The 25,358-nt window shown below is 63.4% G+C and carries 25 protein-coding genes and 1 tRNA gene; 16 read left to right on the top strand and 10 right to left on the bottom strand.

Translation table 11 applies throughout. The features are described from left to right. Positions 1–7 precede the first annotated feature (7 nt). From U8326_RS08110 to U8326_RS08090, 5 genes are all read right to left on the bottom strand, one after another. Positions 8–451 carry a MucR family transcriptional regulator gene (locus tag U8326_RS08110; RefSeq protein WP_324743473.1) on the bottom strand — a complete coding sequence of 148 codons (444 nt, stop codon included), beginning with the start codon at positions 449–451 and terminating at the stop codon, positions 8–10. 164 nt (positions 452–615) lie between these two features. After that, entirely contained in the window at positions 616–1,134 is a 519-nt protein-coding gene (locus U8326_RS08105) for a GNAT family N-acetyltransferase (protein ID WP_324743471.1), read from the bottom strand. Beyond that, complete coding sequence (gene tsaB / locus U8326_RS08100; RefSeq protein WP_324743470.1) at positions 1,106–1,726, bottom strand: tRNA (adenosine(37)-N6)-threonylcarbamoyltransferase complex dimerization subunit type 1 TsaB; 621 nt, start codon at positions 1,724–1,726, stop codon at positions 1,106–1,108. Before tsaB ends, U8326_RS08105 begins: the two co-directional genes overlap by 29 nt. Before the next feature lie 15 nt (positions 1,727–1,741). Further along, positions 1,742–2,341 carry a malonic semialdehyde reductase gene (locus tag U8326_RS08095; protein WP_324743469.1) on the bottom strand — a complete coding sequence of 200 codons (600 nt, stop codon included), beginning with the start codon at positions 2,339–2,341 and terminating at the stop codon, positions 1,742–1,744. Positions 2,342–2,380: 39 nt separating this feature from the next. Continuing rightward, positions 2,381–2,956 (bottom strand): NifU family protein, encoded by a 576-nt coding sequence (locus U8326_RS08090; protein ID WP_324743468.1) that lies wholly within the window; start codon positions 2,954–2,956, stop codon positions 2,381–2,383. A gap of 116 nt (positions 2,957–3,072) precedes the next feature. Here U8326_RS08090 and U8326_RS08085 point away from each other — a divergent pair, with 116 nt between their 5' ends. The 5 genes from U8326_RS08085 to U8326_RS08065 all read left to right on the top strand — a co-directional run bounded on the left by U8326_RS08085 (position 3,073) and on the right by U8326_RS08065 (position 10,717). After that, on the top strand, positions 3,073–5,976 hold the full coding sequence (locus U8326_RS08085) for an insulinase family protein (RefSeq protein WP_324743467.1): 2,904 nt from the start codon (positions 3,073–3,075) through the stop codon (positions 5,974–5,976). 233 nt (positions 5,977–6,209) lie between these two features. Next, positions 6,210–7,583 carry a class II 3-deoxy-7-phosphoheptulonate synthase gene (locus U8326_RS08080; protein WP_324743466.1) on the top strand — a complete coding sequence of 458 codons (1,374 nt, stop codon included), beginning with the start codon at positions 6,210–6,212 and terminating at the stop codon, positions 7,581–7,583. 188 nt (positions 7,584–7,771) lie between these two features. After that, a complete protein-coding gene (egtB, locus tag U8326_RS08075) occupies positions 7,772–9,007 on the top strand; it encodes an ergothioneine biosynthesis protein EgtB (protein WP_324743465.1) in 1,236 nt (411 codons plus the stop codon). 3 nt (positions 9,008–9,010) lie between these two features. Continuing rightward, complete coding sequence (gene egtD, locus U8326_RS08070; RefSeq protein WP_324743464.1) at positions 9,011–9,997, top strand: L-histidine N(alpha)-methyltransferase; 987 nt, start codon at positions 9,011–9,013, stop codon at positions 9,995–9,997. Between the two features lie 51 nt (positions 9,998–10,048). Then, positions 10,049–10,717, top strand: a complete 669-nt coding sequence (locus tag U8326_RS08065; protein WP_324743463.1) for a retropepsin-like aspartic protease family protein — start codon at positions 10,049–10,051, stop codon at positions 10,715–10,717. A gap of 23 nt (positions 10,718–10,740) precedes the next feature. Here the strand turns inward: U8326_RS08065 and U8326_RS08060 are convergent. Together U8326_RS08060 and yghU are read right to left on the bottom strand one after the other, a co-directional pair. Then, a tRNA-Gln gene (locus U8326_RS08060) sits at positions 10,741–10,815 on the bottom strand. A gap of 55 nt (positions 10,816–10,870) precedes the next feature. Further along, positions 10,871–11,755: a glutathione-dependent disulfide-bond oxidoreductase gene (gene yghU, locus U8326_RS08055; protein WP_324743462.1), complete on the bottom strand. Its 885-nt coding sequence runs from the start codon at positions 11,753–11,755 to the stop codon at positions 10,871–10,873. A gap of 83 nt (positions 11,756–11,838) precedes the next feature. Between yghU and U8326_RS08050 the strand changes: the two genes are divergently transcribed. Beyond that, entirely contained in the window at positions 11,839–12,852 is a 1,014-nt protein-coding gene (locus U8326_RS08050) for a DNA topoisomerase IB (RefSeq protein ID WP_324743557.1), read from the top strand. Positions 12,853–12,904: 52 nt separating this feature from the next. After that, positions 12,905–13,927, top strand: coding sequence for a hypothetical protein (locus U8326_RS08045; protein WP_324743461.1), 1,023 nt, complete (start codon positions 12,905–12,907; stop codon positions 13,925–13,927). Here the strand turns inward: U8326_RS08045 and U8326_RS08040 are convergent. Then, positions 13,911–15,008, bottom strand: coding sequence for a branched-chain amino acid aminotransferase (locus U8326_RS08040; RefSeq protein ID WP_324743460.1), 1,098 nt, complete (start codon positions 15,006–15,008; stop codon positions 13,911–13,913). The genes U8326_RS08045 and U8326_RS08040 overlap by 17 nt on opposite strands. Positions 15,009–15,705: 697 nt before the next feature. Beyond that, positions 15,706–15,921 carry a hypothetical protein gene (locus U8326_RS08035; RefSeq protein WP_324743459.1) on the bottom strand — a complete coding sequence of 72 codons (216 nt, stop codon included), beginning with the start codon at positions 15,919–15,921 and terminating at the stop codon, positions 15,706–15,708. A 397-nt stretch (positions 15,922–16,318) separates the two neighbouring features. Between U8326_RS08035 and U8326_RS08030 the strand changes: the two genes are divergently transcribed. The 7 genes from U8326_RS08030 to U8326_RS08000 all read left to right on the top strand — a co-directional run bounded on the left by U8326_RS08030 (position 16,319) and on the right by U8326_RS08000 (position 21,248). Next, positions 16,319–17,044: a TlyA family RNA methyltransferase gene (locus U8326_RS08030; RefSeq protein WP_324743556.1), complete on the top strand. Its 726-nt coding sequence runs from the start codon at positions 16,319–16,321 to the stop codon at positions 17,042–17,044. 103 nt (positions 17,045–17,147) lie between these two features. Continuing rightward, positions 17,148–17,702, top strand: coding sequence for a TspO/MBR family protein (locus U8326_RS08025; protein ID WP_324743457.1), 555 nt, complete (start codon positions 17,148–17,150; stop codon positions 17,700–17,702). A gap of 44 nt (positions 17,703–17,746) precedes the next feature. Next, entirely contained in the window at positions 17,747–17,995 is a 249-nt protein-coding gene (locus U8326_RS08020) for an accessory factor UbiK family protein (RefSeq protein ID WP_324743456.1), read from the top strand. 146 nt (positions 17,996–18,141) lie between these two features. Beyond that, the gene (recO, locus tag U8326_RS08015) at positions 18,142–18,744 is read left to right on the top strand and encodes a DNA repair protein RecO (RefSeq protein ID WP_324743454.1); all 603 of its coding nucleotides are present in this window, start codon (positions 18,142–18,144) and stop codon (positions 18,742–18,744) included. Between the two features lie 19 nt (positions 18,745–18,763). Beyond that, on the top strand, positions 18,764–19,822 hold the full coding sequence (leuB, locus tag U8326_RS08010; RefSeq protein WP_324743453.1) for a 3-isopropylmalate dehydrogenase: 1,059 nt from the start codon (positions 18,764–18,766) through the stop codon (positions 19,820–19,822). Positions 19,823–19,836: 14 nt separating this feature from the next. After that, positions 19,837–20,955: a glycosyltransferase family 2 protein gene (locus U8326_RS08005; protein ID WP_324743452.1), complete on the top strand. Its 1,119-nt coding sequence runs from the start codon at positions 19,837–19,839 to the stop codon at positions 20,953–20,955. A 113-nt stretch (positions 20,956–21,068) separates the two neighbouring features. After that, a complete protein-coding gene (locus tag U8326_RS08000) occupies positions 21,069–21,248 on the top strand; it encodes a PLD nuclease N-terminal domain-containing protein (protein WP_324743450.1) in 180 nt (59 codons plus the stop codon). A gap of 24 nt (positions 21,249–21,272) precedes the next feature. Here U8326_RS08000 and U8326_RS07995 read toward each other — a convergent pair whose 3' ends face one another. Then, on the bottom strand, positions 21,273–22,550 hold the full coding sequence (locus tag U8326_RS07995) for a phospholipid carrier-dependent glycosyltransferase (RefSeq protein ID WP_324743449.1): 1,278 nt from the start codon (positions 22,548–22,550) through the stop codon (positions 21,273–21,275). An 83-nt stretch (positions 22,551–22,633) separates the two neighbouring features. Here U8326_RS07995 and metZ point away from each other — a divergent pair, with 83 nt between their 5' ends. Next, positions 22,634–23,842, top strand: coding sequence for an O-succinylhomoserine sulfhydrylase (gene metZ, locus U8326_RS07990; protein WP_324743448.1), 1,209 nt, complete (start codon positions 22,634–22,636; stop codon positions 23,840–23,842). A gap of 112 nt (positions 23,843–23,954) precedes the next feature. Beyond that, the gene (locus U8326_RS07985; protein ID WP_324743446.1) at positions 23,955–25,310 is read left to right on the top strand and encodes a PAS domain S-box protein; all 1,356 of its coding nucleotides are present in this window, start codon (positions 23,955–23,957) and stop codon (positions 25,308–25,310) included. Positions 25,311–25,358 lie beyond the last annotated feature (48 nt).

The following is a 25,358-nucleotide window of genomic DNA, read 5'->3' as shown; positions in this document are numbered from 1 at the left end:
ACGTAAATCAGGCCTTCGCGCGCGGCTTGCGGCCCCTGCGCTGGCCCGGCTTGCGGCCGAGGCCGATCTTCTTGGCGAGTTCCCGGCGCTTCTCCGCGTAATTCGGGGCGACCATCGGATAATCGGCGGGCAGGCCCCAGCGCTGGCGGTATTGCTCCGGCGTGAGATTGTAATGGGTCATCAGATGGCGCTTCAGCATTTTCAGCTTCTTGCCGTCTTCCAGACACACGATGTAATCGGGCTTCACCGAAGAGCGCACGGCGACTGCCGGCTTGGGCGCTTCTTCTTCGATCACTTCGGTTTCGCCGAGGTCGGCCAGCGCCGAATAGATGCTCTTGATAAGCTGGGGCACCTCTTCGACCGCAACATTATTGTTGGCGACGTGAGCGGCGACAATATCAGACGTCAGCGTGATCAATGTTTCTTTCATGTCGATCTCGATATTTTCCATCTTTTCCTCAGCATAGTGCTTTGAGCCATCCAAGGTGAATTGGCTTAATATTATAGTTTTATGGATGGCTCGGAAATCGCGAGTCGCGCCATGCATCGGACTTATCATATTTTCAAGCATAAAATGCTTCGGCAATAGATCGAAGGCGAAAATATTTAGTCCGATCAGCCTTGCAGAATCTTTTCGAAGGTAATCGCGTCGATCCGCTGACCGTTTTCTCCACGGTAATAATTCGGACGCCTGCCGACGGCTGAAAAACCCCACGCCGTGTAAAGCATTTCCGCCGGGTTTCCTTCGCGCATTTCCAGGAAGATGCGCCGAACACCTCTTTCAAGCGCGCCGCCCGCAAGATCTTCCAGCAGTTTGGTGGCGATGCCGCGCCGCCTCGCTGCCGGGCGAACGGCAAGCAGAAGCAGTTCCTCCTCGTCATAGGCATTGCGGGACAGGCAGAAGCCTGCCGCGCCGGAACCGCGCCGGGGCGGCTGGCCGGCCTCATCGAGAATGCCGCAATGACAATTGTCCAGCATCAGCGAACCCCTCAGCTGCGGCCGGGTCCAGGCTTCGCCGAAGGCCGGGTCGAAGGCGTCCTGCATGACGCCCATGATGTTATCGATCATTTCTTCAGCGAGCGGGTCGAAGATCATGCGGTTGATTTCACGATTGGCTGGAAGGAATACGCGCATCCGGCCCGCGCCCGTAAACTGGGCTGTCGGCAGGTTGCAGGAGGCTTTCGGACAGTAGCGCAAAATATCGGGCATCCGGCCATATTGCCAGCGCCTTGCCCGAGCCGCGCGCCTTGACGAGCGCTTCGGCCTGGCTGCCGGCGACCAGCGGCGATCGTGCCGCCTTTGCGGCATCATCGGGCTTGAGGGACGCCAGCGCGGAAACGGGCTGCCCGCCCGCGTTGAAATCCTGGACGAACCATTCGCCGTGGCCGCCCGTCATCGCAACGCTGACCGCCTGCGCGCCCGCTCGTTCGCGCGCTATCGCCGCCACCAGGGCAAGCGTCGGAAAACCCAGGGCCGGAACTTTCCAGGCCAGCGCCAGCGCCCGTGCCGCCGCCAGCCCGATCCGCACGCCGGTGAAACTTCCCGGGCCAAGGGAGACGGCGATCCGGTCGGCGCGTCCCTGGCCCGGCAGTGCGGAAATCATCGGGATCAGGTGTTCGGCATGGCCGCGGCCCAGCATCCGGCATTCGCCGGCGATCACGGTATCGCCTTCCAGCAAGGCGACGGAGCAGCTTTCCGTGGCGCAATCTATCGCGAGGGTATGCACCGCAAGCGCCGGAAATCAGATCACGCTATTGAATGTGCCGAAATCCGGACGAGGGCTGCGCGGAAAGATCGTGGCGTCGTCGCCATATCCCAGCGTGGAGACGAAATTGCTCTTGATATTGGGCGTGTCGCCAAAGAATTCCTTGTCGACGCCATCATTGTCGAAACCCGACATGGGGCCGGTATCGAGGCCCAGCGCGCGGGCCGCCATGATGAAATAGGCGCCCTGAAGCGTTGAATTGCGCATTGCGGATACTTCACGCAACTCCAGGTTGTTCTCGAAGATCGGCTTCATGTCGGCATGGGGGAACAGCCAGGGCAGGTTCTCGTGGAAATCGATGTCCATGCCGATAATCACAGTGACCGGGGCCTTGAGCACCTTGTCGACATTGGTGCCGGAACAAAGCCGGGAAAGCCGTTGCTTCGCGTCCGGCGTGGCGCACCAGACCAGCCGCGCGGGCAGCTGATTGGCGGAAGTCGGCCCCATCTTCATGAGATCCCAGATTGCGTGCAGCGTTTCTTCGCGCACCGGCTTGTCGAGATAGCCGTTATAGGTGCGCGCCGAGCGAAAAAGCTGGTCCAGCGCCGCATCCGGCAGGGGCGATTTATCGGTCATGCGGAGCTTTCCTCTTTTTTCTGGGTGATTTATGTGATTTTATGCGGCGCGCACTTCAGTCACTTCGGGAATATAGTGCTTGAGCAGCGCTTCTATCCCGTTCTTCAATGTAGCGGTGGACGAAGGGCAGCCGGAGCAGGCGCCTTGCATGGAGAGATAGACCACTCCCTCGCGAAAGCCGCGATACTGGATGTCGCCGCCGTCGCCGGCCACCGCCGGCCGGATCCGGCTTTCCAGCAGGTCGTGAATCTGGGTGACGATCTCCGCATGTTCAGGATCGTCGCCGATCATGTCCTCATCCAGCGGCACGGAAATTCCGGCTGCGTCCCCGCCTGTGAAAAGCGGAGCCTGGCTGACGAAATGGTCGAGCAGGACAGAAACGACCTGCGGCTTGAGCTGCCCCCAGTCCACGCCGGGCGCGGCGGTGACGGAGATGAAATCCGACCCGAAGAACACGCCCGTGATTTCGCCCGTGTCGAAGAGGGCGCCTGCCAGCGGCGAGCTTTCGGCGGCTTCCGGCGAGGTGAATTCGCGCGTGCCGGCTGGCATGACCTGCCGGCCCGGCAGGAATTTCAGCGTCGCGGGATTGGGCGTGGTTTCGGTTTCTATATACATGATGCTGCATGTAGGCGCACCGGGCGCATGGTCAAGGCGCGTCGGCGGGTGAGGGCGGCAAGAATGGGGCTATCGTTCACTGGTCCTTCATCCCTTGACTATCTATAGCGATGTTCATGAACCTGTTTTCCAAGATCGCCCGGCCGTTCGCCGTCCTGCTGCTTGCCGTCGCGACGGTGTCCAGTCCGGTGGCAGCCGAACAGGCGCCCCGATCCATCCAGCAGGACGATCCGTGGATCTATAGCGGGACCGACATTCCGCGCGATCCGGAATGGGTGTTCGGCGCCCTGGACAACGGGTTGCGCTATGCGGTGCGGCGCAACAACGTGCCCCCCGGGCAGATTTCGATCCGTATCCGGGTCGATGCCGGCTCTCTCTATGAGACGCGCAGCGAGCAGGGCTTCGCTCACCTGCTGGAGCATTTGCTGTTCCGCCAGTCGAAATATCTGGCGGAAGGGCAGGCTATTCCGACATGGCAGAGGCTAGGGGCGACATTCGGCAGCGACACCAATGCCGAAACGACGCCTACGCAGACGGTTTACAAGCTTGACCTTCCCAATTCGACCGCCGCCTCGCTCGAGGAAAGTTTCCGCCTGCTGTCGGGCATGGTGCGCGAGCCTGCCCTGACCCAGGCCAACATCAACACCGAAGTGCCGATCGTGCTGGCCGAGAAGCGCGAGCGCGGCGGAGCCAGCCAGCGCGTTTCCGAAGCCACCCGCAAGCTGTTCTTTGCGGGCCAGCCACTGGCGGAGCGCAACCCGATCGGTACCGATGAGACGCTGCGCGGCGCCACGCAGGATGCGGTGCGGGCTTTCCATGCGCGCTGGTATCGCCCTGAGAATGTCGTGATCGTTGTTGTGGGTGACGCCGAGCCGGCGATGCTGGCCACTCAGATCGAGAAATGGTTCAGCGATTGGCGCGGCAAGGGCGCCCTCGTTCCGGCTCCCGATTTCGGCAAGCCCGAGACGCCCCAGGGCAGCGATCCCGCCAATCCGGTGGGCGAGGCGCAGGTCCTGGTGGAGCCTGACCTGCCGCCTATGATCAATTACGCCGTGCTGCGGCCCTATGAGCAGGTGCTGGACAATCTGGAATACAATCGCGGCCTGATGCTGGATGCGGTGGCGCAGGCTATCATCAACCGGCGGCTGGAAGCGCGCGCCCGAGCAGGGGGCAGCTATCTGTTCGCCCAGGTTTCGCAGGATGATGTCAGCCGTTCCGCGGATGGAACCTTTGTTTCGATCACCCCGCTTGATGGCAATTGGCAAGCAGCGCTCAAGGATGTCCGCGCGGTGATCGCCGATGCCGTGGCCGCGCCGCCGAGCGAGGCGGAAATCGCCCGCGAAGTGGCTGAACTCGATGTCGCTTTCGCCAGCCGCGTGGAAGAGCGCGCGGTGATGGCCGGGGCGCAACTGGCGGACGACGTGGTTCAGGCGGTCGACATCCGCGAAGCGGTGGCGACGCCGGAAACCGTGCTGGAAGTGTTCCGCGACATGCGGGCGCGCTTCACGCCTGAGGCCATCCGGGACCATACCCGGGCGCTGTTCAGCGGAGCCGTCATCCGGACCCTGATGGTCGAGCCGGGCGGTTCGGCGGCGGATGCGCAGGCGCTTCAGGCGGCCATGCTGGCGCCCGTGATGGCGGACGGTTCCATTCGGGCCAAGGCCGATCCCGTCTCCTTCAAGGAGCTGCCGCCCGTCGGCAAGCCGGGCAAGCTCGTTTCCGCCACGCCCACCGGCCTGCTCGGCATCGAGCAGCTGGAATTCGCCAATGGCGCGCGCGCGCTGATCTGGGCGAACGATGCCGAACCGGGGCGCGTCAATGTCAAGGTCCGCTTCGGGTCGGGCTATCGCGCCTTTTCCACGGAGGACGCACCCTATGTCACGCTCGGCCAGATGGCGCTGGTCGGCTCCGGTGTCGGCCCGCTCGGCCAGGATGAGCTGGACAATATTTCCACCGGCCGCAAGATGGGCTTCGAGTTCGGCATCGATCCGGCGGTTTTCACCTTTACCGCTGAAACCCGCGCCGCCGACCTCGACGATCAGCTTTATCTCTTCGCGGCCAAGCTCGCGCTTCCGCGATGGGACGCCAATCCGGTGCTGCGCGCCAGGGCCGCGGCCAAGCTGCAATATGAAAGCTATGCGACGTCCCCGGCCGGCGTCCTGCAGCGCGATCTCGATTGGCTGTTGTCGGATCGCGACGCGCGCTTTGCCACGCCGACCCCGGCCATGCTGGACAAGACCACCCCGGAAGGTTTCCGCAAGGTGTGGGAGCCGTTGCTGAAGCAGGGGCCGGTCGAGGTCATGATTTTCGGCGACTTCAATCGTGACAAGACGATTGCCGCGCTGGAAAGGACATTCGGCGCGCTTGCCCCGCGCCGGCCGATCCCGCCCCAGGCCCAATCGCGCCTTCCGGCATTTCCGGTGCCCAATGCGCAGCCGCAAGTGCTCCATCATCGCGGCGACGCCAATCAGGCGGCGGCGGCAATCGCCTGGCCGAGTGGTGGAGGCGCGGAAAATCTGCGTGAATCGCGCCAGCTCGAAATCCTGACCCAGCTGTTCAACAATCGCCTGTTCGATGCGATGCGCGAACATGCCGGGGCCAGCTATGCTCCGCGGGTCAGCAATGACTGGCCGGTCGATCTGGCGAAGGGCGGCAAGATCATCGCGATGGCCCAGCTCGAGCCCGAAGCCGTGCCCGCCTTCTTCGAAGCGGCGGAAAGGATCGCGGAAGATCTGGCTGCTACCCCGCCCAGCGAGGACGAGCTGGCCCGGATCACCGAGCCGTTGCGCCAATTGGTCAGCCGTGCCTCCACCGGCAACGGCTTCTGGATGTACAATCTGGAAGGGGCCAGCTTCGATCCGCGCCGGGTGGCGGCGATGCGCAGCCTCCTGTCCGACTATACCCAGACCACGCCGGAAGCCATGCAGGCGCTTGCCAAGCGCTATCTGGCCAGCCGCGATGGATGGCGGGTGGCGGTATTGCCGCAGGAAAACGGCGCCGCCGCCTCAGCCGGCCGATGATGGCGGCGGTGTCCACTGCAATGCCGCGATTACACTGAACGCATTTCCGCATTGGCAATCTGCGGCCGAGCCAGCTATGGGCCGCAACCTTGAAGCTCCACGAATGTGGACCGGCCCTGGCCATTCCCCTTCCAAATCGCGCGTTGGGGCACCATGTCCGGGTGATCGAAGAGGAAGTGGGCTTGCGCCCGAGCCCGTTTCAGCAGGCTGTAGGGAAGCCTAGGAGATTGGAAGTGGCACAGAATTGGACTCCGGACGGGTGGAAGGCTTTCGAAGCCAAGCACTTGCCGAGCTATATCGATGCGGCGGCGCTGGAAGCCGCGGAGAATACTCTTTCGAGCTACCCTCCGCTCGTCTTCGCCGGTGAAGCGCGCGCGCTGCAGGCCGAACTGGCCGAAGTATGCGCCGGTCGCGGCTTCCTGCTGCAAGGCGGCGATTGCGCGGAAAGCTTCGCCGAGTTCCATCCCAACAATATCCGCGATACGTTCCGCGTGCTGCTGCAGATGGCGGTGGTGCTGACATTCGCCAGCAAGCAGCCTGTCGTCAAGGTGGGCCGCATGGCGGGCCAGTTCGCCAAGCCGCGCTCCGCCCCCACGGAAACCCAGGGAAGCACGGAATTGCCGAGCTATCTGGGCGACATCATCAACGGGATCGAGTTCGACGAAGGCGCGCGCGTCAACGATCCGCAGCGCATGATCCGCGCCTACAGCCAGGCGGCGGCGACGCTCAACCTGCTGAGGGCTTTCGCCACCGGCGGTTATGCCAATCTGCGCCAGGTCCATCAGTGGACGCTCGATTTCATGGGCCGCAGTCCCTGGGCGGGCCGGTTCTCCGACATTGCGGACCGGATCGGCGAGGCGCTGGACTTCATGGCCGCTTGCGGCATCGATCCCGGAAGCGTTCCGCAACTGCAGGGCACCAGCTTCTATACCAGCCATGAAGCCTTGCTGCTGCAGTATGAGCAGGCGCTGACCCGGCAGGATTCCCTGACGGGCGACTGGTATGACACCAGCGCCCATATGCTGTGGATCGGCGATCGCACCCGGTTCGACGGCTCGGCCCATGTCGAGTTCCTTCGCGGGGTGGATAATCCCATCGGCATGAAGTGCGGCCCTTCGCTGGAGCCGGATGCGCTGCTGCGGATGCTCGATACGCTGAATCCGGGCCGCATTCCGGGCCGCATGACGCTTATCTCCCGCTTCGGACACGACAAGGTCGAGGCCGGCTTGCCGCGCCTGGTGCGCGCCGTTCAGCGCGAAGGCCATCCGGTGGTGTGGTCGTGCGATCCGATGCATGGCAATGTGATCAAGTCGGACAGCGGCTACAAGACCCGTCCGTTCGACCGCATCCTGACCGAGGTGAAGGGCTTCTTCGCCGTTCACCGCGCCGAAGGCACCCACGCCGGCGGCATCCATATCGAAATGACCGGGCAGGACGTGACGGAATGCGTGGGCGGCGCCGTGGCCATCACCGATGATGCGCTGGGCGACCGCTATCATACGCATTGCGATCCGCGTCTGAACGCGGCGCAGTCGCTGGAACTCGCCTTCCTGCTTGCGGAAATGCTCAATCTCGAGGCGGCGCAGCGCCCGGCTCACGCAGCCTGATTTCCTTCGGATAAAGGAGAATGCCGGACGTGCCCTTGCGCGCTCCGGCATTTTTCATTTCCGCCCAAGGTTTTGCCCTTGGGAAAGGGAACGTTCCCAATCGCGCTGCGTAATCCCAGCATCATCACGCTTGTAATGATCGTCCGCCAAAGCGCGGATCGACATTGGAGTATTGCTGGGAGAATTTTATGGCCGAGGCGGACCGCCAGGAGAATGGCAGCGGTCATCGCTCGCTGGCCGGCCGTTTCCTCGCCACGCGCTCGCTCAGTCTGGACCTGATCGCCCGGCTCAGCGATGCGGATGCCACCATCCAGTCGATGGAGGATGCATCACCGGCGAAATGGCATCTTGCCCATACGACCTGGTTTTTCGAGACATTCCTGCTGCGGGACGGGTTGCGGGATTATCGCCTGTTCGATGCGGAATGGCCGTTCCTGTTCAATTCCTATTACGAGGCGGAAGGGGAACGGATTGCCCGCTGTTCCCGTGGATTGCTGTCCCGCCCCTCGCTGGACGAAGTGCTGGCCTACCGGGCCCATGTCGATGCCGCGATGGAACCGCTCTTGGGTGATCCGGCCCATGCCGGGCTGGTTGCGCTTGGCATCGCGCATGAACAGCAGCATCAGGAACTGCTGCTCGCCGACATCAAGCATGCGCTGTTCCAGAACCCGCTCGGACCTGCGATGTGGCCAGCCCACACAACCGCTCCCGCGCCGGCGCCCGACGGCGGGTGGGACGAATATCCGGGCGGGATGGCGATGATCGGCCATGCCGGAACGGAGTTCGCTTTCGATAATGAAGGGCCGCGCCACCGGGTGTTGCTGGAACCTTTCGGACTGGCGCGAAGCCTGGTCACCAATTGCGAATGGGAGGCTTTCATCGCGGATGGGGGGTATTGCGAACCTCGCCATTGGCTGTCGGATGGCTGGGCGTGGGTATGCCGCGAAGGCATATCCGCGCCGCTCTATTGGCGCGAGGACCGTCAGTTCACCCATTCCGGCTGGCGCGAGCGTGATCCCCATGCTCCGGCAACCCATATCTCCTATTATGAAGCCGATGCGTTTGCCGCCTGGGCGGGGGCACGGCTGCCGACCGAATTCGAGTGGGAGGCGCTGGCGCAGGGCGGTGACCCCAGGGAAGGCAATCAGCTGGATCGCGCTGCCCCGCCCATGCCTGCAGGTGGCGGTGGATATTTCGGAGATTGCTGGCAGTGGACCCGCTCCACCTACCTGCCTTTTCCGCGATTCCGTGCGGCAAGGGGGGCAGTGGGCGAATACAACGGCAAGTTCATGTCGGGCCAATTCGCGCTTCGCGGTGCGAGCTGCGCCACGGTACGCGGCCATTCGCGCGCGAGCTACCGCAACTTTTTCTACCCCCATCAACGCTGGCAATTTACCGGCCTGCGCCTGGCCAAGGATTTGTAACGCATGGCCGCCGAAGCCTGTATCGCACTGGTCGAACGTGACGAAGGCGGAGTGGATCGCGCCTTTCGCGCTGATGTCCTGGAAGGGCTGTTGCAGCAGCAGAAGGCGGTGCCTGCGCGATGGTTCTACGATGCGCGCGGTTCCGAACTGTTCGAGAAAATCACGCGGTTGCCGGAATATTATCCGACCCAGGCCGAGACGGAGATACTTCAGGCGCGCTCGCGGGAGTTTGCCGAGCTGATCGGGACAGGGCGGGCCGTGGTCGAGTTCGGATCGGGCAGTTCGGTCAAGACGCCGCTGCTTTTGCGTGCGATCGATCCGGCCGCCTATGTGCCGCTCGACATCTCAGGAGATTTCCTGCGCGCGGCCGCCGCCGATCTTGCCCGGGAATTTCCAGATATGCCGGTCGTTCCGGTCGAGGCGGACTTCATGAAGCCGGTGATCTTGCCGGCGGTTGTGGCCGATTTGCTCAAGTTGGGCTTCTTTCCGGGTTCCACCATCGGGAATATGGTGGCGCGAACCTCGGTCGATCTGCTGCGGTCCATGCGGGCAACGCTGGGCGGCGATGCGATGCTGCTGATCGGCATGGATCTGATCAAGGATGTGTCGGTGCTGGAAGCCGCCTATGACGATGCCGCAGGCGTGACCGCCGCATTCAACCGCAATCTGGCCCATCGCATCAACCGCGAGCTTGATGGCACCATTCCGGTCGATGCCTTGCGGCATGTCGCCTTGTGGAACGATGAATATGCGCGGATCGAGATGCATCTGGAAGCGGTGCGCGATATTGTGTTCCAGGTTTCGGGGCGCAGCTTCGCGATGCGCAAGGGCGAGACGATCCACACGGAAAACAGCCATAAATTCGATCGCCGCAGCCAGATGACGCTCCTGCTGGCAGGGGGCTGGACCCCGATCGGGCGGTGGACGGATAGTGAGAAGCGCTTTTCCCTGCTCCTGGCGGAGGCGACGCGTCCGCGCAACGCACCCTGACGGCGCGCCGCTCATCGCGTGGAAAGGCGAGGGCTGCTATGCAGGGCCGCAATGGAATTTCTACCGTTTTCCGATCCGGCCGAATGGCTTCGCGCTCTGCCTCGATCAGGCCTGCTGCTGGCGGCAGCGGCGGCGATGCTCGCGGGCGTGGCGGGATCGGTCCTGATCCGCCACGTGCCGCGCCTGGGGCGGCTTTTGCGCGCCGCCAGCACGCTCAGCCTGATGGGGATATTGGTGCTGGTCGTGGTTCAGATCGCCCGGTTCGACTCACGCTTCGACATGGTTCTGCCCCAGATTGGCCTGCCCCGGCAGGAGGTCGTCGGCGAGGAGACCCGGATACCGCTCGCGCCGGACGGCCACTTCTGGATAGATGCGCGGGTCGATGGCCGTCCTGCCAGATTCATGGTGGACACCGGGGCGACGCTGACCGCGATCTCCGGCGATACCGCGCGGCAGGCGGGCCTGGAACCTCGGCCCGGCGCGATACCGATCACGCTCACCACGGCCAACGGTCCCATCTCGGCCGATCTTACCACCATCGATCTGCTGAAGTTCGGCAATATCGAGGCAAGGCGGATCGATGCGGTGATCGCGCCCAACCTGGGCAAGGTAAATGTGATGGGGATGAATGTCCTGTCGCGCCTCGGTGGCTGGCGGGTGGAGAACAATGTCCTTATCCTCTCGCCCAGGCAGGCGGAGGAAGCGGTTCCCCGGAGCTAGGTCCGCGCTCCAGCGCCGAAGACTGGCTGGGGCGGCAGGATTCGAACCTGCGAATGCCGGTACCAAAAACCGGTGCCTTACCACTTGGCGACGCCCCAGTGCTTCGCGCGCCTCTATAGCGGGGCAAAGCGGGAAGGGAAGGGGGCGCGCGCGTTAATTCTGTTCGCCCGCCGGCTCCAGCTTGTCCTGGGTGCGCAAGGCGAAATCGCTGGCATCATGCCGTTCGTGCAATTGCTCTTCCGGCTTGCCGCTGGTGCGGTTCACCATCCTGCCCCGCCGTGCCCCGGGCCGCGCGTCGATCTCGCCGACCCAGCGCGCCACATGCGTATATTCGTTGAGCGACAGGAAGGCGGCGGCGTTGTCATAGGCTTCGCCGGATTGCAGCACCCGCAGCCAGGGATAGGCCGCCATATCCGCGATAGTGTAGTCGTCGCCGGCCAGATAGCGGCTTTCGGCGAGGCGCCGATTGGCGACGTCGAACAGGCGTTTCGTTTCCATCGAATAGCGATTGATGGGGTATTCGAGCTTTTCCGGAGCATAGGCGTAGAAGTGGCCGAAGCCGCCGCCGATGAAAGGGGCGCTGCCCATCTGCCACATCAACCAGGACAGGCACCGGGCGCGTTCCGCCGGGGCCGTGGGCAGGAAAGCCCCGAATTTTTCCGCAAGATAGATCAGTATCGCGCCGGATTCGAACACCGGCACCGGCGTTGGCCCGCTATGGTCCGATAGCGCCGGAATCTTGCTGTTCGGATTGATCTCGACAAAGCCGGAGCCGAACTGGTCGCCCTTGCCGATCTGGATCAGCCAGGCATCGTATTCCGCGCCGCCGTGGCCAAGCTCGAGCAGCTCTTCCAGCAGGATGGTCACTTTCTGGCCGTTGGGTGTCCCTAGCGAGTAAAGCTGCAGGGGATGCTTGCCGACCGGAAGCGCCTTGTCATGCGTGGGGCCGGCTATCGGGCGATTGATGTTGGCGAAGCGTCCCCCGCTCTGCGTATCCCATGTCCAGACCTTGGGAGGAATCCAGCCGCCATCCGTCATTCGATTTTCTCCTGCTCTGCAACAGGATCAAGGATGGGGACGATGCGACGGAACCGCAAGGGCGGATCATGCGTTCGCAGGTCATGCCGCCCGACGCCCCTAAACTCATACATGTCGACGACAGTCTGCCGGGCATCACGAGGCGGCGTTCGGGCAGAGGCTGGGCCTATTACGATCCGGAACGGCAGCTCATCAGGGATCGCGATGAGATCCGGCGGCTCAACTCCGTGGCTCTGCCCCCGGCCTATCGGGATGCGTGGTTCTGCCCGGCTCCCAATGGCCACATCCTCGCCACGGGCATGGATGCGCGCGGACGCAAGCAATATCGTTACCATCCCGAGTTTCGGGTGTGGCGGGAGAGCTGCAAGTTCGATGGATGCCTCGCTTTCGGCAAGCTGCTGCCCCTTGTCCGCAAGCGGGTCCAAGCCGATCTGACGAGCCATCGCACGGGCAGGAACGAGGCGGTCGCCAGCGTGATCCGCCTGCTCGATACCGGCTTCCTGAGGATCGGCAATGAAGCCTATGCGCGCAGCAACCGGAGCTTCGGCGCAACCACGTTGCGAAGGCGGCACGCCGCGGTAAGCGGCAATACGCTGCGCCTGCGGTATCGCGGAAAATCGGGGCAGGAGCGGGAAGTGAAACTGACCGACCGCAATCTTGTCCGGCTGGTGAAGCGCATGCAGGATCTGCCCGGCCAGCATCTGTTTCAATATATCGACGAGGCGGGCATCCGCCATCAGGTCGGTTCGAGCGATGTGAACGATTATCTGCGCGAAACGATGAACGACAATTTCACCGCCAAGGATTTTCGCACCTGGCACGCCAGCGTCCTTGCATTCGGGCTGCTTGCGGCGAGTTCCGAGCATCTGACCATGGCCGCCCTGCTGCAGCATGTGGCCGACAATCTGGGCAATACCCCTGCCGTCGCGCGCAAGAGCTATGTGCATCCGGCGGTGCTGGATCTGCTTGATCGTCAGCATGAATGGAGAGCCGGCCTCGTCCTGCCGCGGTCGACCAAATGGCTGACGCGTGAGGAGCGCGGCCTGGCCGAATTGCTCGAAGGAAATCCGCGCTCCAGGCGATTGCTGGCCGCCTAAGCGCGATTTACGCATAAACGCGATCTTAAGTTGCCTTTGGCAAGGCCGGGGCATGTTGCCTGTCCTCATCACGATCGACACGGAATATTCGCTCGGCTTGTTTCAGCAGGGACCGGGGCGGGATCAGGCGTTCAACTTCGCACGTTCCATCGCTTGTCACGGCAAGCAGGGGGATACGGGGATCTTCTATCAGATGGACCGGTTCGACCGGAACGCCTTGAAGGGAGTCTTTTTCGTCGATCCAATGCCGGCCCTGATCTGGGGGCAACAGGCGGTGGACGCGATCGTTCATCCGATCCTCGAGCGCGGGCACGGGGTTCAATTGCACATTCATACCGAATGGCTTGAATTTGCCGGGCGCCAGGCCCCCGTGGGGCGGACGGGGCGGAACATGGCGGATTTCACGCTGGAAGAGCAGTGCGCCCTGCTGGATTATGGGATCGAACGGCTGATGGAAGCCGGCGCGCCGCGCCCCATTGCGTTCCGGGCAGGGAATTATGGCGCCAATGACGATACCTTGCGGGCCTTGGCTTCGCTTGGCGTGATCTATGATTCAAGTTTCCCGCCAGGCATAGCCAATTCGGATTGCCGGATTTCGCTGCCATCTGACCAGATCGCGCCGATCCAGCATCATGGAATCACGGAAGTTCCCATCGGAGCCATCGCGGGCGCTGGGAAATCGCTTCGCCATGCACAGATCACAGCCCTGTCGAACTGGGAGCTGAAGCGGGCGATCGGCCACGCTGCAACTGCCGGCTGGCCCTCATTCGTGATCGTGTCGCACAGCTTCGAACTGTTCGATCGTTCGAAAGGTATCCAGAACTGGCTGGTCCGGCGCAGGTTCGATCGCTTCTGCGACTGGCTGGGCAGGAAGCAGGATGCGCGAACCACCACTTTTCGCAAGCTTGCCGGAAAGGCTGCCGATCTGCATGCATTTTCTCGCTGCAAGCTGCATGTGCTGCCGCATAATCCGGTCAGGACCGTTCACCGCATGGCGGAACAATTCGTGGTCAACAAGCTGCACGGCTGGAACCGGGCCAGCGCGTTCATCCTGTATATCAGCGCAGCTTTGTAACCCAGCCGTGCCGGTCTTCCACGGTGCCGCGCTGGATGCCGACGAGCTTCTGCCGCAGCTTCTGGGTCAACTGGCCGGGGCCGCCTGAGCCGATCACGAATTCCCCGTCATGGCCGGCCACCTTGCCGACCGGAGTGACCACGGCGGCCGTGCCGCAGGCGAAGGTTTCCACGAGCTTGCCGCTCCCGGCATCGTCGCGCCACTGTTCGAGGCTGTAGCGTTCTTCATGCACGTCCAGCCCTTCCTCGCGCGCGAGAGTAATCAGGCTGTCGCGCGTGATGCCGGGCAGGATGGTGCCGGTCAGCGGCGGTGTCACCATCCGCCCGTCATCGAATACGAAGAACAGGTTCATGCCGCCCAGTTCCTCGATCCACTTGTTTTCCGCGCCATCGAGGAAAACGGCCTGATCGTGACCGCGCTGGATCGCTTCCGCCTGGGGAACGAGGCTGGCGGCGTAATTGCCGCCGCATTTGGCCGCGCCGGTGCCGCCGCGCGCGGCGCGCGTGTAATCCCGGCTCACCCAGATCGAAACCGCCGGAGCGCCGGACTTGAAATAATTGCCGGCCGGGCTGGCGATGACGAGATACTTGTATTTCTTCGCGGGACGAACGCCGAGAAAGGCCTCGCTCGCGAACATGAAGGGGCGCAGGTAAAGCGATCCGCCTTCGACAAGCGGAATCCACTCCCGGTCGATATTGACCAATTGGCGAACCGATTCGACGAAAACATCTTCCGGCAGTTCCGGCATCGCCAGGCGGCGGGCCGAGGAATTGAAGCGGGCGGCATTTGCCTCCGGCCGGAACAGGGCGATTCCGCCGTCTTCCTGCTTGTATGCCTTGAGGCCTTCGAAGATTTCCTGGGCGTAATGCAGGACAGCGCAAGCCGGATCGAGCGTAAGCGGAACGCGCGGCCCGAGAGTGGCATTGTGCCAGCCGTGCGCCTCGTCCCAGTCGATCGATACCATGTGATCGGAAAACAAAGTTCCAAATCCGGGATTGGTGAGCGCCTGCGCGCGGGAATCCGCGTCAGTGGGGGACGGATGCGAAATCCGTTCGAACGAGATGCCGGGATTGTCGGCCATGCGCGTCTTACCTCTCTTGCTGGGGCGCGCGTAAGGCGAAGCCGGGATTTACGCAAGTGGCAGGTTGGGTTGCGCGGCCGGGGATGCGATCGAACGCCGGATGCGTTTAACGCATCTTTCGGAATAAGGAGCGCGGTGTCGGGCAGAAGCAGGTCGCTCCTGCCTATCCTTGGAAATGAGAAGGGTTTCGGCAGGAACCGGACCGCCCCCCGCTTATCCTCGAAATGAGAAGGGCGGCTTCGGCAGGAACCGGACCGCCCCCCGCTTATCCTCGAAATGAGAAGGGCGGTTTCGGCAGGAACCGGACCGCCCCCCGCTTATCCTCGAAATGAGAAGGGCGGTTTCGGCAGGAACCGAAACCGCCCTTCGCATGGTCAGCGGCCGGAAGCGCCGCTTACGAAGCCTTTATCGTCTACGATGGATGCTTAACGATAATGCTCCGCGCGGAAACTAACCGACCTCCCTGCTGAACCATGAGACATCGGATCACCTCCTTTCGCGCTGTTGAGCCAAAGTCGCCGTTTTTTGCGGCTAAGGCGGCATGCTTGCCAACCTTGTGTGCAATGTGATTCATGCGGCGCTGCAACACAAGACTTGCATTGATTTTTTTTGTCGTCAGAATTGGCGCTTCGGGCCGGTTATCCACCGGCCTTTTCATTTCTGCGATAATGTCGCCTGGATGGGCGAAATCGGCGGATTAGCGGCAATCTTCGATGACTCGTGAGACTTCGGCCCAACTCGGCAGATAGAGAGTGGGCAGCCCTGCCGCCTCGACCGCGAACCGGCCCCGGCTCAGCGCGATCGCGTCGAGCAGAGAATCGCGGGCGGAAAGATTGGTGGCCAGATCGGCCGATTGCGCGCCCGTGGGACGGGCATCGAGCAGGCGCGTTGCCGTTTCCGTCATGATTCGCATCGGCGCCGGGGTTCCGCTGCCGCCCGACCGCGCCAGGGAAACAACCCCGCGAGCGCGGTCGCATGTCACGGAAAACAGGGTTTGCCCATTCGGAGCGGCATATGTCGCCGCTGTGCCCGCATAGGACCAGTCCCCGGGAGTGCGGGGCGCATCCATCCAGCTTGTTGACGCCGGTGCTGGAGCGGGCCTCGGCGCGGAGGTGGGAGCAGGCGCGGGCGCTGGTGCAGGTTGCGGCGTTGCCGGGGGCACGGCCGTGCATCCGCTTACGGCCAGCAGGCAAGTTGCGGAAAGGGCGGCGGCAAGGACGTTCCATGAATTCATGGCATGTAGATGGCCGGAAGGCGGGGCTGGCTCAAGAGGCATGATCGGGTTATCGGCTTATTCCGTGGCAGGAAAAATGCGGATCGACCAATTGCTTGTTGCCCGTGGCTTGGCGGAAAGCCGCGCGCGCGCGCAGGCTCTGGTCATGGCCGGGCTGGTCTTTTCAGGCGAAAGGAAAATCGAGAAACCGGGCCATCAGGTGAAGGAAGATGTGGCGCTGGAAGTGCGCGGGCGCGATCATCCCTGGGTGTCGCGAGGTGGAATCAAGCTGGCCCATGCGCTCGATGTCTTTTCGCTCGATCCCGCGGGCGCAATCGCGATGGATATCGGCAGTTCCACCGGGGGCTTCACCGATGTGCTGCTGACGCGCGGCGCAGAGCGCGTTTTCGCGGTCGATTCCGGCACCAACCAACTCGCCTGGAAATTGCGGCAGGACAGCCGCGTAACAGTTCTGGAGCAGACCAGCGCGCGGGTTCTGACCCCTGAATCGATCGATGCTCCGTGCGATTGGGTGGTTTGCGACGCAAGCTTCATTTCCTTGCGCAAGGTATTGGAAGTGCCGCTGAAACTGGCTACGACGCAATGCCGGCTGGTGGCGCTGATAAAGCCGCAGTTCGAAGTGGGGCGCGCCGAAGTGGGCAAGGGCGGCGTGGTGCGCGATCCCGCATTGCATGAGCGGGTTTGCGCGGAAGTGCGAAGCTGGCTGGAAGGCGAGGGCTGGCAGGTGCAGGGGATCGCGGAAAGCCCGATCACCGGCCCCGAAGGAAATATCGAGTTCCTGATTTCGGCATCCCGGGGATAGTCGGGCGCCTGCTGTTTGCGCAAAGTGAAAGGATCGCGCTTCGCGTCGTTGCCAGCGCTGGCTTGGCCCGTCAATATCACTTCCGAATCATAGGGAATACGCGATGAATCTTCTTGCTTCGCGCGGCCAGTTGCGGGCGAGTTTCGTCCGCTGGGCGCTCCTGCTCGTGCCAGCCGTGCTTCTGGCAGGCTTTCTGTCGGGACAGCTGGCAGGGAGCGGGCCGGACAATCCGTGGTTCGCGTCGCTCGTCAAACCCGCGACCTATCCGCCCCCCGCCACATTCGGAATAGTGTGGTCGATCCTCTACATTATGATGGGACTTGCCTTCGCCCTGATCTGCTCGGCCTGGGGGGCGCGTGGGCGCAGCTTCGCGATCGCGGCCTTTCTGGTGCAGCTCGCGCTCAATCTGGCCTGGAGCCCGGTTTTCTTCGCAGCCCATCAGATAACCGGGGCCCTGGTGCTGTCGGTCCTGCTGGTGGTGGCAGTGATCGTCACCATCGCGCTGTTCTGGCGTATCCGCCCGGTCGCTGGCGCGCTGCTGCTGCCTTATCTCGCATGGCTCCTGTTCGCTTCGCTGCTCAACTGGCAGATCCTGCAATTGAATCCGCAAGCGGATGGGGCGGAGGTTTCAGGCGCGGTCCAGCGCATCGAGTTGTAAGGGAAGGTCTGGACAAGCCCCGGTTCGCGCACCAAATAGCCTTCATGCAGAGCGAGAACCCCATCATTTCCGATTTCGTCAAGCTGATGAACAGCGCGGCGGGCACCTTTGTCGGCATGACCCGCGAGGCGCGCGATTCAGCCCGGGAACGCGTCAAAGAGGCGATGGGCGGGCTCGATTTCGTGAGCCGCGAGGAATTCGACGCGGTGAAGGATATGGCCGCCAAGGCCCGGGAAGAAAACGAAAAGCTGGCGGCGCGGATCGAAGCATTGGAAGCCCGGCTGGGCAAGTAGCCGCTTCGCCGCGTGGGCCGGCTCGATCCCTATCGCCTGCATCAGCATTATCGCTTCATCCGAATCGTTCCCCTGATGGATGGCGGGTATCGTTTCGGTTCGACTGCCCGCTTGCTCCCGAGTTCTCGGCGGGCCACATGGGGGCGATGCATATTCGCGGACATGCCGTTCTCTGCGCCTCTCGCCCGCATGGCGAAGCGGCTGTGATTGCGCGGCTGCTGACTGCGGACCATGGGCTGGTGGCCGGCTATGTGGCGGGCGGGCGCGGGCGGAACCTGCGGCCGGTCGTGATCCCGGGCAATCTGGTGGATCTGGACCTGCGCGCCCGGTCCGAAAGCCAACTGCCTTTCGCAAAGCTGGAACTGGTGGAAAGCCGTGGTCCCTGGCTGGCGGAGCCATTGCCCGCCGCCGCCATCGGCTGGGCCTGTGCGTTGACGGCTTGCGCCCTGCCGGAACGCCATGCCTATCCGGCGCTGCATGATGCCTTGGTTGCCCTGCTTACCGCGATTTGCCATGCGCCCTCGGCGCGGGGCTGGACGGGCGGCATGCTGGCCTATGAAACATTGCTGCTGCGCGAGCTTGGCTATGGCGTGGGCCGGGTGGAACCTACGGGAGACTGGCAGGAAATGCTGGCTGCGTTTGACAGGATGGGCGGGCGGATCGAACGCTACCTCCTTGCCGACCGCCGTGGAGACGTTATGGCGGCGCGCGAGCGATTGCGCGCGCGCCTTGCGCGTATTCCGGTTTAGCTGAAAGACGAGGAAAATCATGAAGATTGCAGTCCTGCCGGGTGATGGAATCGGCCCCGAGATCATGCGCGAGGCGCTGCGGGTGCTCGATGCGCTCGGTCTGGAGGGGCTGGAACTCACGCAATGCGATGTCGGCGGGGCCGGTTACAAACAGCATGGCCATCCGTTGCCGCCTGCCACACTCGAGGCCGCGAAGCAGGCCGATGCCGTGCTGTTCGGGGCGGTGGGCGATCCCGATTGCGACAATCTGGAACGGGCGCTGCGCCCGGAGCAGGCGATCCTCGGCCTGCGGCGCGAGCTGGAGCTGTTCGCCAATCTCCGCCCGGCCACCATGTTCAGCGGGCTGGAAGACCTGTCTGGCCTGAAGCCGGAGATCGCGGGCCAGATCGACCTGCTGATCGTGCGTGAGCTGAATGGCGATGTCTATTTCGGCGAGAAGGGCATCCGCACGCTGGACGATGGCCGCCGTCAGGGCTGGGACATGATGGCCTATGCCGAGGATGAGGTGCGCCGCATCGCCCATGTCGCTTTCCGTGCCGCGCAGGGCCGCAAGAAGCGCCTGTGCAGCGTGGACAAGGCCAATGTGCTGGAGACGAGCCAGCTCTGGCGCGATGTGGTGGTGGAAGTATCCGCCGAATATCCCGATGTGGAGCTGACCCACATGTATGTTGACAATGCCGCGATGCAGCTGGTCAAGGCGCCAGGCCAGTTCGATGTGGTGGTCACGGGCAATCTGTTCGGCGACATCCTGTCCGATCAGGCCAGCATGTGCGTGGGTTCTATCGGCCTGCTCGCCAGCGCCTCACTGGGGGCACAACAGACCCAATACGGCACCAAAGGGCTGTATGAACCGATCCACGGCAGCGCGCCGGACATTGCCGGGCAGGGCAAGGCCAATCCCATGGCGATGATCCTTTCGCTGGCGATGATGCTGCGCCATTCCTTCGGGCGGGAGGCCGAAGCGGTGCGGATCGAGGCGGCTGTCTCCAGAGCATTGGCCGATGGCGTGCGGGGCGGGGATCTGGGCGGCAGCGACGGCACCGCGGCGATTGGCGACGCCGTGCTCGCAAGGCTTTAGGAGCCAAACCGCGCGTGACCCTGCGCCTCGCGATCATCCTCCCGACCTATAACGAGCGCAGCAACCTTGCCTCGCTGGTCGCGCGGCTTGGCGAGGCGCTCGAGGGGATCGAATGGGAAGCGATCATCGTGGACGACCACAGCCCGGATGGCACCGCCGACGAGGCGCGCAAGCTGGCGCTGGCGGATTCGCGGCTGCGGGTGATCGAGCGGATCGGACGGCGCGGGCTGGCTTCCGCCGCGATCGAGGGAATGTGCGCCACCGCGGCCCCCGTGGTCGCGGTGATGGACGCCGACCATCAGCATGATCCGGCCCTGCTGTCCGGGATGCTCGATGCGATCGAAAGCGGCGAATACGATCTCGCATATGCCTCCCGCTTCTGCGAGGGCGCAAGCACGGATGCCTGGAACCGGCCCCATCGGGTCAAGGCTTCCAGCCTCGCCAACCGGCTTGCCCGCAAGGTTACGGGCATGGAACTGAGCGATCCGATGAGCGGCTATTTCATGCTGCGCGCCGCGACCCTGCGCGCCGACGCGCATCGCCTGTCCGGCGTGGGGTTCAAGATCCTGCTCGACATATTGGCGACGGTGGATGCACCGCTCCGGATCAAGGAATTTCCGCTGGCCTTCGCGGCCCGCGCCGAGGGCGAGAGCAAGCTTGACCGCGCCGTGGTGTTCGAATTTCTTGTCGGACTCTACGACAAGTGGCTGGGCCGCTTCATTCCCACGCGCTTCGCCCTGTTCGGCACCATCGGCGCGGCCGGGGTCGTTGTGCATATGGCGGTGCTGTCCGTCTATCTCTCGATATTCGGCGGATCGCTGAAGGGGCATCTCGTTTCGGCCTTCGAGATCGGACAGACTCTCGCCGCGCTCGTCGCGATGACCTTCAACTTTCTGCTCAACAACGCGCTGACCTATGCCGACAAGCGCCTTGCCGGCTTTCTCGCGCTGGTGCGCGGCTGGGCCAAGTTTGCGCTGACCTGCTCGGTCGGGCTGCTGGCCAATGTCGGGGCGGCGGCGGTGCTCGTCCGCTTCGGTTTCCATGAATATCCGGCGGCGCTGGCGGGGATCGTGATCGGTTCCGTCTGGAACTACGCCCTGTCCAGCCGCTTCGTCTGGGGCCGCTACTCCTAAGTCCTGGCCCTAGGCCCTGATCCGGGGCATCCGGAACCGTCGGGCCGGTCGCCGGTTGAATGTGCAGGGGCCGCGCCGATTGTCGGCGGGCCGGCCAGACAAGGGTGAGGATCATGGAAATCTTCGGCATCATCCTGCTCGTGCTCGACATATGGGCCGTGCTGAGCGTGTGGCAGAGTTCCGCATCGGGTGGCGCGAAGCTGCTCTGGACTGTCGGGATCATCGTCTTCCCGCTGCTCGGCTTCATCGTATGGTATTTCGCGGGGCCGAAGGGACAGGCTGCGGCTGCCTGATCGCGGGTCGTGCGGAGTGGCCGCCTAGCGCCAGCTGTGAAGCCAGGTATAAGTCTCGAAGGACTTCTGCCCGTCGTGAAGCGGCGCGGCGGAAAGGATCGGGAAGAACCAGGCGAACAGGCCCAGCGATAGCGCCAGTGCGCCGAGCGCCCACCATTTCCTGCCCTTCTTCCAGAATTCGTCCAAGGCCAGGGCCAGCGCCGCCATCAGGAAGAAGCTGGGCACCATATAGTGATAATAGAACTGGATGGGCTTGGCCGCGATCATCCAGAAGCCGATGGACACCGCATAGAACAGCGCGATGGCGAGGGCATCCCATCGTTTCCGGAACACGCCCACGAAAGCGCACCATGCGAAGGCGGGCAGCCCCGCCAGCATCGTGAAGGGATTGCCCAGCAGCAGGACGCCGCGCTGCGCCCCGTCCGCCTGATCGTAAAGATACCAGATCGGCCGCCAGTTGAAGATCCACTGCGGCCATTGACTCTGATAGGTATGCGGCTTCTTCACGCTTTCCTGCAATTCCATCATGGTCATCTGGAAGCGCAGCAAGCCGCTGAGGGGGATGCGTTCGTTCTGGTAGAACAGCATGGGGGCGAAGGTCGCGAAATAGACCGCGATCGGCACCACGCCCAGCCAGAGCGCCGCTTCCGGCAGGCTGATTCCGGGGATCGGGCGGCCGTGCCGGGTGAAGAGGAAGCTGCTTCCCTTGTCCTCCACCCGCATGATGAAGAATCCGAAAGCCAGCAGGAATGCCACGGGCGCCGCGTTCCACTTGCAGGCCAGGGCGCAGCCGAGGAAGATGCCGGTGACGGCAAGCCGCCAGCGCGCCGTTGGTGGTTGCCGCATGGCTGCCGCGCACTGCCATACCGCCAGCATCAGGAACATCGCCATGAAGATGTCGAGCATGGCGATGCGCGACTGGATAAAGAGGGGGAAGGCGCTGACGGTCAGCACCCCGCCCGCCATGGCGGCGAAGCGCGAAAGCGTGGTGAACCACATCGCCCGCATGAAGGCGAAAAGGGTTATGGCCCCGGCGATCAGCGAGAAGAAGCGCCAGCCCAGCGGCTTGTCTCCGAACAGCGCGATCCCGGCGGCGATGATTTCCTTGCCCAGCATCGGGTGCTCCGGGTTCGCGGGGCCGGAAAGCTCCAGCAGGATGCGGGCAGCGGGCACGTAATGGATTTCGTCGAAATAGAGATGCGACGGGATGGTGAGCCGGATCAGGCACAGCAGAAGGAACGCAAGGGAAAGGGCCGCCGTCCAGCCGACAGGATCGCGGGGATGCTCTGGCGCAGCGCTCATCGGGCGGGACCGATACTGCGCGCGCGGCCCGGAAGCAAGCTTGCCGCTTGCACCCGTGCCGTGCCGCCCGTAAACGCGCGGCCATGAAGAAAACCACCGGCACAGACCGTTCCATCACCCGCAAATGGCGCCCCGCGACTCGGGCGGTGCGCGGCGGCACCTGGCGTTCGGAGCATGGGGAGACCAGCGAAGCGCTGTTCCTCACCTCCGGCTATACCTATGACGATGCGGCGACCGTGGCCGCGCGTTTCGCCGGCGAGCAGGAAGGAATGACCTATTCCCGCCTGCAGAACCCCAGCGTGGCCATGCTGGAGGAACGCATTGCGCTGATGGAAGGGGCGGAGGCCTGCCGCGCCCAGGCAACCGGCATGGCGGCGATGACCACGGCCTTGCTCTGCCAGCTTTCGGCGGGGGATCATATCGTGTCGGCGCGCGCGGCGTTCGGTTCCTGCCGCTGGATCGTGGACAATCTGCTGCCGCGCTTCGGTATCGAGAAGACGATCGTGGACGGTGCCGACAATGCTGCGTGGGAAGCCGCGATCCGGCCCAACACCAAGGTGTTCTTCTTCGAGACCCCGGCCAATCCGACGATGGAGCTGGTCGACATGGAATATGTCTGCGGCCTGGCCAGAGCGCATGGCATCGTCAGCGTGGTCGACAATGCCTTCTGCACCCCGGTGCTGCAGCGGCCGCTCGAATTCGGCGCGGATGTGGTCGCCTATTCCGCCACCAAGCTGATGGACGGCCAGGGCAGGGTGCTGGCGGGCGCGGTGTGCGGCAGCGAAGCCTTCATCAACGAGGTGCTGCTGCCGTTCCAGCGCAATACCGGCCCCAATTGTTCGCCCTTCAACGCCTGGATCGTGTTCAAGGGACTGGAAACGCTGGAACTGCGCGCCCGGCGGCAGAGCGAAAATGCGCTCAAGCTGGGCCAATTCATCGAAGGGCGGGTGCCGCGCATGCTGCATCCCGGCCTGCCGAGCCATCCGCAGCACGATCTGGCCGCCAGGCAGATGGATGCCTGCGGGCCGATCTTCAGCTTCATCCTGGATGGCGGAAGGGCGCAGGCCCATGCGGTGCTGGATGCGCTGGAGCTGATCGACATCTCCAACAATATCGGCGATTCCAAGAGCCTGATGTGCCACCCGGCATCCACCACCCATCACAATGTCGGGCCGGAAGGGCGGGCCGAGATGGGCGTCGAGGAAGGAATGCTGCGCATCAATGTGGGGCTGGAGGACATCGACGATCTGATCGAGGATATGGACCAGGCGCTGAAAAAGGCCGGGCTGTGAAACAATTTACCCGCGCGGTGCGTTGAGGACGGACCATGGATCATTATCGCTGACGCGGCGCGCGGCCCATGCCGGGAACCGCAGCGCGGCGGCCAAGGAGAGTGCAGCTCGGATGAAAGGGGAGGAGCATTATGCCGCGCTGGTCGAATCCTCCGAGGATGCGATCGTCGCGAAGGACACCGACGGCATAATCATCAGCTGGAACCCCGCCGCCGAACGTATCTTCGGCTATTCGGCGGAGGAAATGGTCGGCCAGTCCATTCGCCGGCTGCTCCCCCCGGATCGTCAAGGGGAAGAGGATGAGATCCTGGCCCGCATTCGTTGCGGCGAGATGGTCGGGCAATTTTTCACCAAGCGGTTGCACAGGGACGGCACGCTTATCGATGTCTCGGTGACGGTTTCGCCTGTTCGCAATGCCGATGGCGAAATCGTCGGGGCCAGCAAGATCGCGCGGGACGCGACTCACTATCTCAACACGATCTGGCGGCTGGAGGAGAGCGAGAAGCGGTTCCAGTTGCTGGCCAACAATATCGCCCAGCTCGCATGGATCGCGCAGGCCGATGGGGAGATCGTCTGGTATAATCAGCGCTGGTTCGATTATACCGGCACGAATTTCGAGGATATGCGCGGCTGGGGCTGGCGCGGGGTGCATCATCCCGATCATCTCGAACGGGTGGAACGGCGCTTTCGCCATTCCCTTGAAACCGGCGAGTTGTGGGAAGACACATTCCCGCTGCGGAGCAGGGATGGCGATTATCGCTGGTTCCTCTCCCGGGCGGAGCCGATCCGGGACGAGCAGGGTGCGATAAGCCAGTGGTTCGGCACCAATACCGACATTACCGAACAGCGTGAGCAGGCCGAGCAGATCAAGCTCCTGCTGGCTGAGGTCAACCATCGCGCCAAGAACATGCTGGCGACCGTGCAGGCCATTGCCCGCCGATCCGCCGGCGATGGAACGGTGGAAAGCTTCATCGACCAGTTCGAGCGGCGTGTCGCCAGCCTTGCGCTCAATCAGGATATTCTCGTCAATCGCAACTGGGGCGAGGTTCCGCTGACCGAGCTGGTCGAACGCCAGCTTGCCTTTGTCAGCGAAGTGGCGGACCGGATCGAAGTGCAAGGCCCCGATATTTCGATCAAGCCCAGGGGGGCGGAGATCATCGGCATGGCCCTGCACGAACTGGCGACCAATGCGCTCAAGCATGGCGCGCTGTCCGTGCCCGCCGGCAAGGTCACGATTCTCTGGAAGCATGTGGAGGACGGCAAGGCGCTTTGCATCGAATGGCGCGAGCGGGATGGGCCGCCGGTGGCCGCGCCCACGCGCAAGGGTTTCGGCACGCAACTGATCGACTGGGTGCCCCGGCACGGCCTGGATGCCGAGGTTTCGCTGGAATATCATCCCGAGGGCGTGGTCTGGTCGTTCACCAGCAAGACCACTCTTTCGGATCAGGTTGTCACCGCCTTTCCTTGAAATCGTTCGCTATCCCCCCTTGCCAAGGAATGGTTTGGGATTAGGCTG

The organism is Tsuneonella sp. CC-YZS046, assembly GCF_035581365.1.
Classification (GTDB): Bacteria; Pseudomonadota; Alphaproteobacteria; order Sphingomonadales; family Sphingomonadaceae; genus JAWKXU01.
This window is presented reverse-complemented; position numbering and strand designations above follow the sequence as displayed.

Coding starts and splice junctions, on each gene's coding strand:
- U8326_RS08110 (WP_324743473.1), bottom strand. CDS start 451: ATGGAAAATATCGAGATCGACATGAAAGAAACATTGATCACGCTGACG.
- U8326_RS08105 (WP_324743471.1), bottom strand. CDS start 1,134: ATGCGCGTATTCCTTCCAGCCAATCGTGAAATCAACCGCATGATCTTC.
- U8326_RS08095 (WP_324743469.1), bottom strand. CDS start 2,341: ATGACCGATAAATCGCCCCTGCCGGATGCGGCGCTGGACCAGCTTTTT.
- U8326_RS08090 (WP_324743468.1), bottom strand. CDS start 2,956: ATGTATATAGAAACCGAAACCACGCCCAATCCCGCGACGCTGAAATTC.
- U8326_RS08085 (WP_324743467.1), top strand. CDS start 3,073: ATGAACCTGTTTTCCAAGATCGCCCGGCCGTTCGCCGTCCTGCTGCTT.
- egtB (WP_324743465.1), top strand. CDS start 7,772: ATGGCCGAGGCGGACCGCCAGGAGAATGGCAGCGGTCATCGCTCGCTG.
- egtD (WP_324743464.1), top strand. CDS start 9,011: ATGGCCGCCGAAGCCTGTATCGCACTGGTCGAACGTGACGAAGGCGGA.
- U8326_RS08065 (WP_324743463.1), top strand. CDS start 10,049: ATGGAATTTCTACCGTTTTCCGATCCGGCCGAATGGCTTCGCGCTCTG.
- yghU (WP_324743462.1), bottom strand. CDS start 11,755: ATGACGGATGGCGGCTGGATTCCTCCCAAGGTCTGGACATGGGATACG.
- U8326_RS08050 (WP_324743557.1), top strand. CDS start 11,839: ATGCCGCCCGACGCCCCTAAACTCATACATGTCGACGACAGTCTGCCG.
- U8326_RS08045 (WP_324743461.1), top strand. CDS start 12,905: ATGTTGCCTGTCCTCATCACGATCGACACGGAATATTCGCTCGGCTTG.
- U8326_RS08040 (WP_324743460.1), bottom strand. CDS start 15,008: ATGGCCGACAATCCCGGCATCTCGTTCGAACGGATTTCGCATCCGTCC.
- U8326_RS08035 (WP_324743459.1), bottom strand. CDS start 15,921: ATGCGAATCATGACGGAAACGGCAACGCGCCTGCTCGATGCCCGTCCC.
- U8326_RS08030 (WP_324743556.1), top strand. CDS start 16,319: ATGCGGATCGACCAATTGCTTGTTGCCCGTGGCTTGGCGGAAAGCCGC.
- U8326_RS08025 (WP_324743457.1), top strand. CDS start 17,148: ATGAATCTTCTTGCTTCGCGCGGCCAGTTGCGGGCGAGTTTCGTCCGC.
- U8326_RS08020 (WP_324743456.1), top strand. CDS start 17,747: ATGCAGAGCGAGAACCCCATCATTTCCGATTTCGTCAAGCTGATGAAC.
- recO (WP_324743454.1), top strand. CDS start 18,142: ATGCATATTCGCGGACATGCCGTTCTCTGCGCCTCTCGCCCGCATGGC.
- leuB (WP_324743453.1), top strand. CDS start 18,764: ATGAAGATTGCAGTCCTGCCGGGTGATGGAATCGGCCCCGAGATCATG.
- U8326_RS08000 (WP_324743450.1), top strand. CDS start 21,069: ATGGAAATCTTCGGCATCATCCTGCTCGTGCTCGACATATGGGCCGTG.
- U8326_RS07995 (WP_324743449.1), bottom strand. CDS start 22,550: ATGAGCGCTGCGCCAGAGCATCCCCGCGATCCTGTCGGCTGGACGGCG.
- metZ (WP_324743448.1), top strand. CDS start 22,634: ATGAAGAAAACCACCGGCACAGACCGTTCCATCACCCGCAAATGGCGC.
- U8326_RS07985 (WP_324743446.1), top strand. CDS start 23,955: ATGAAAGGGGAGGAGCATTATGCCGCGCTGGTCGAATCCTCCGAGGAT.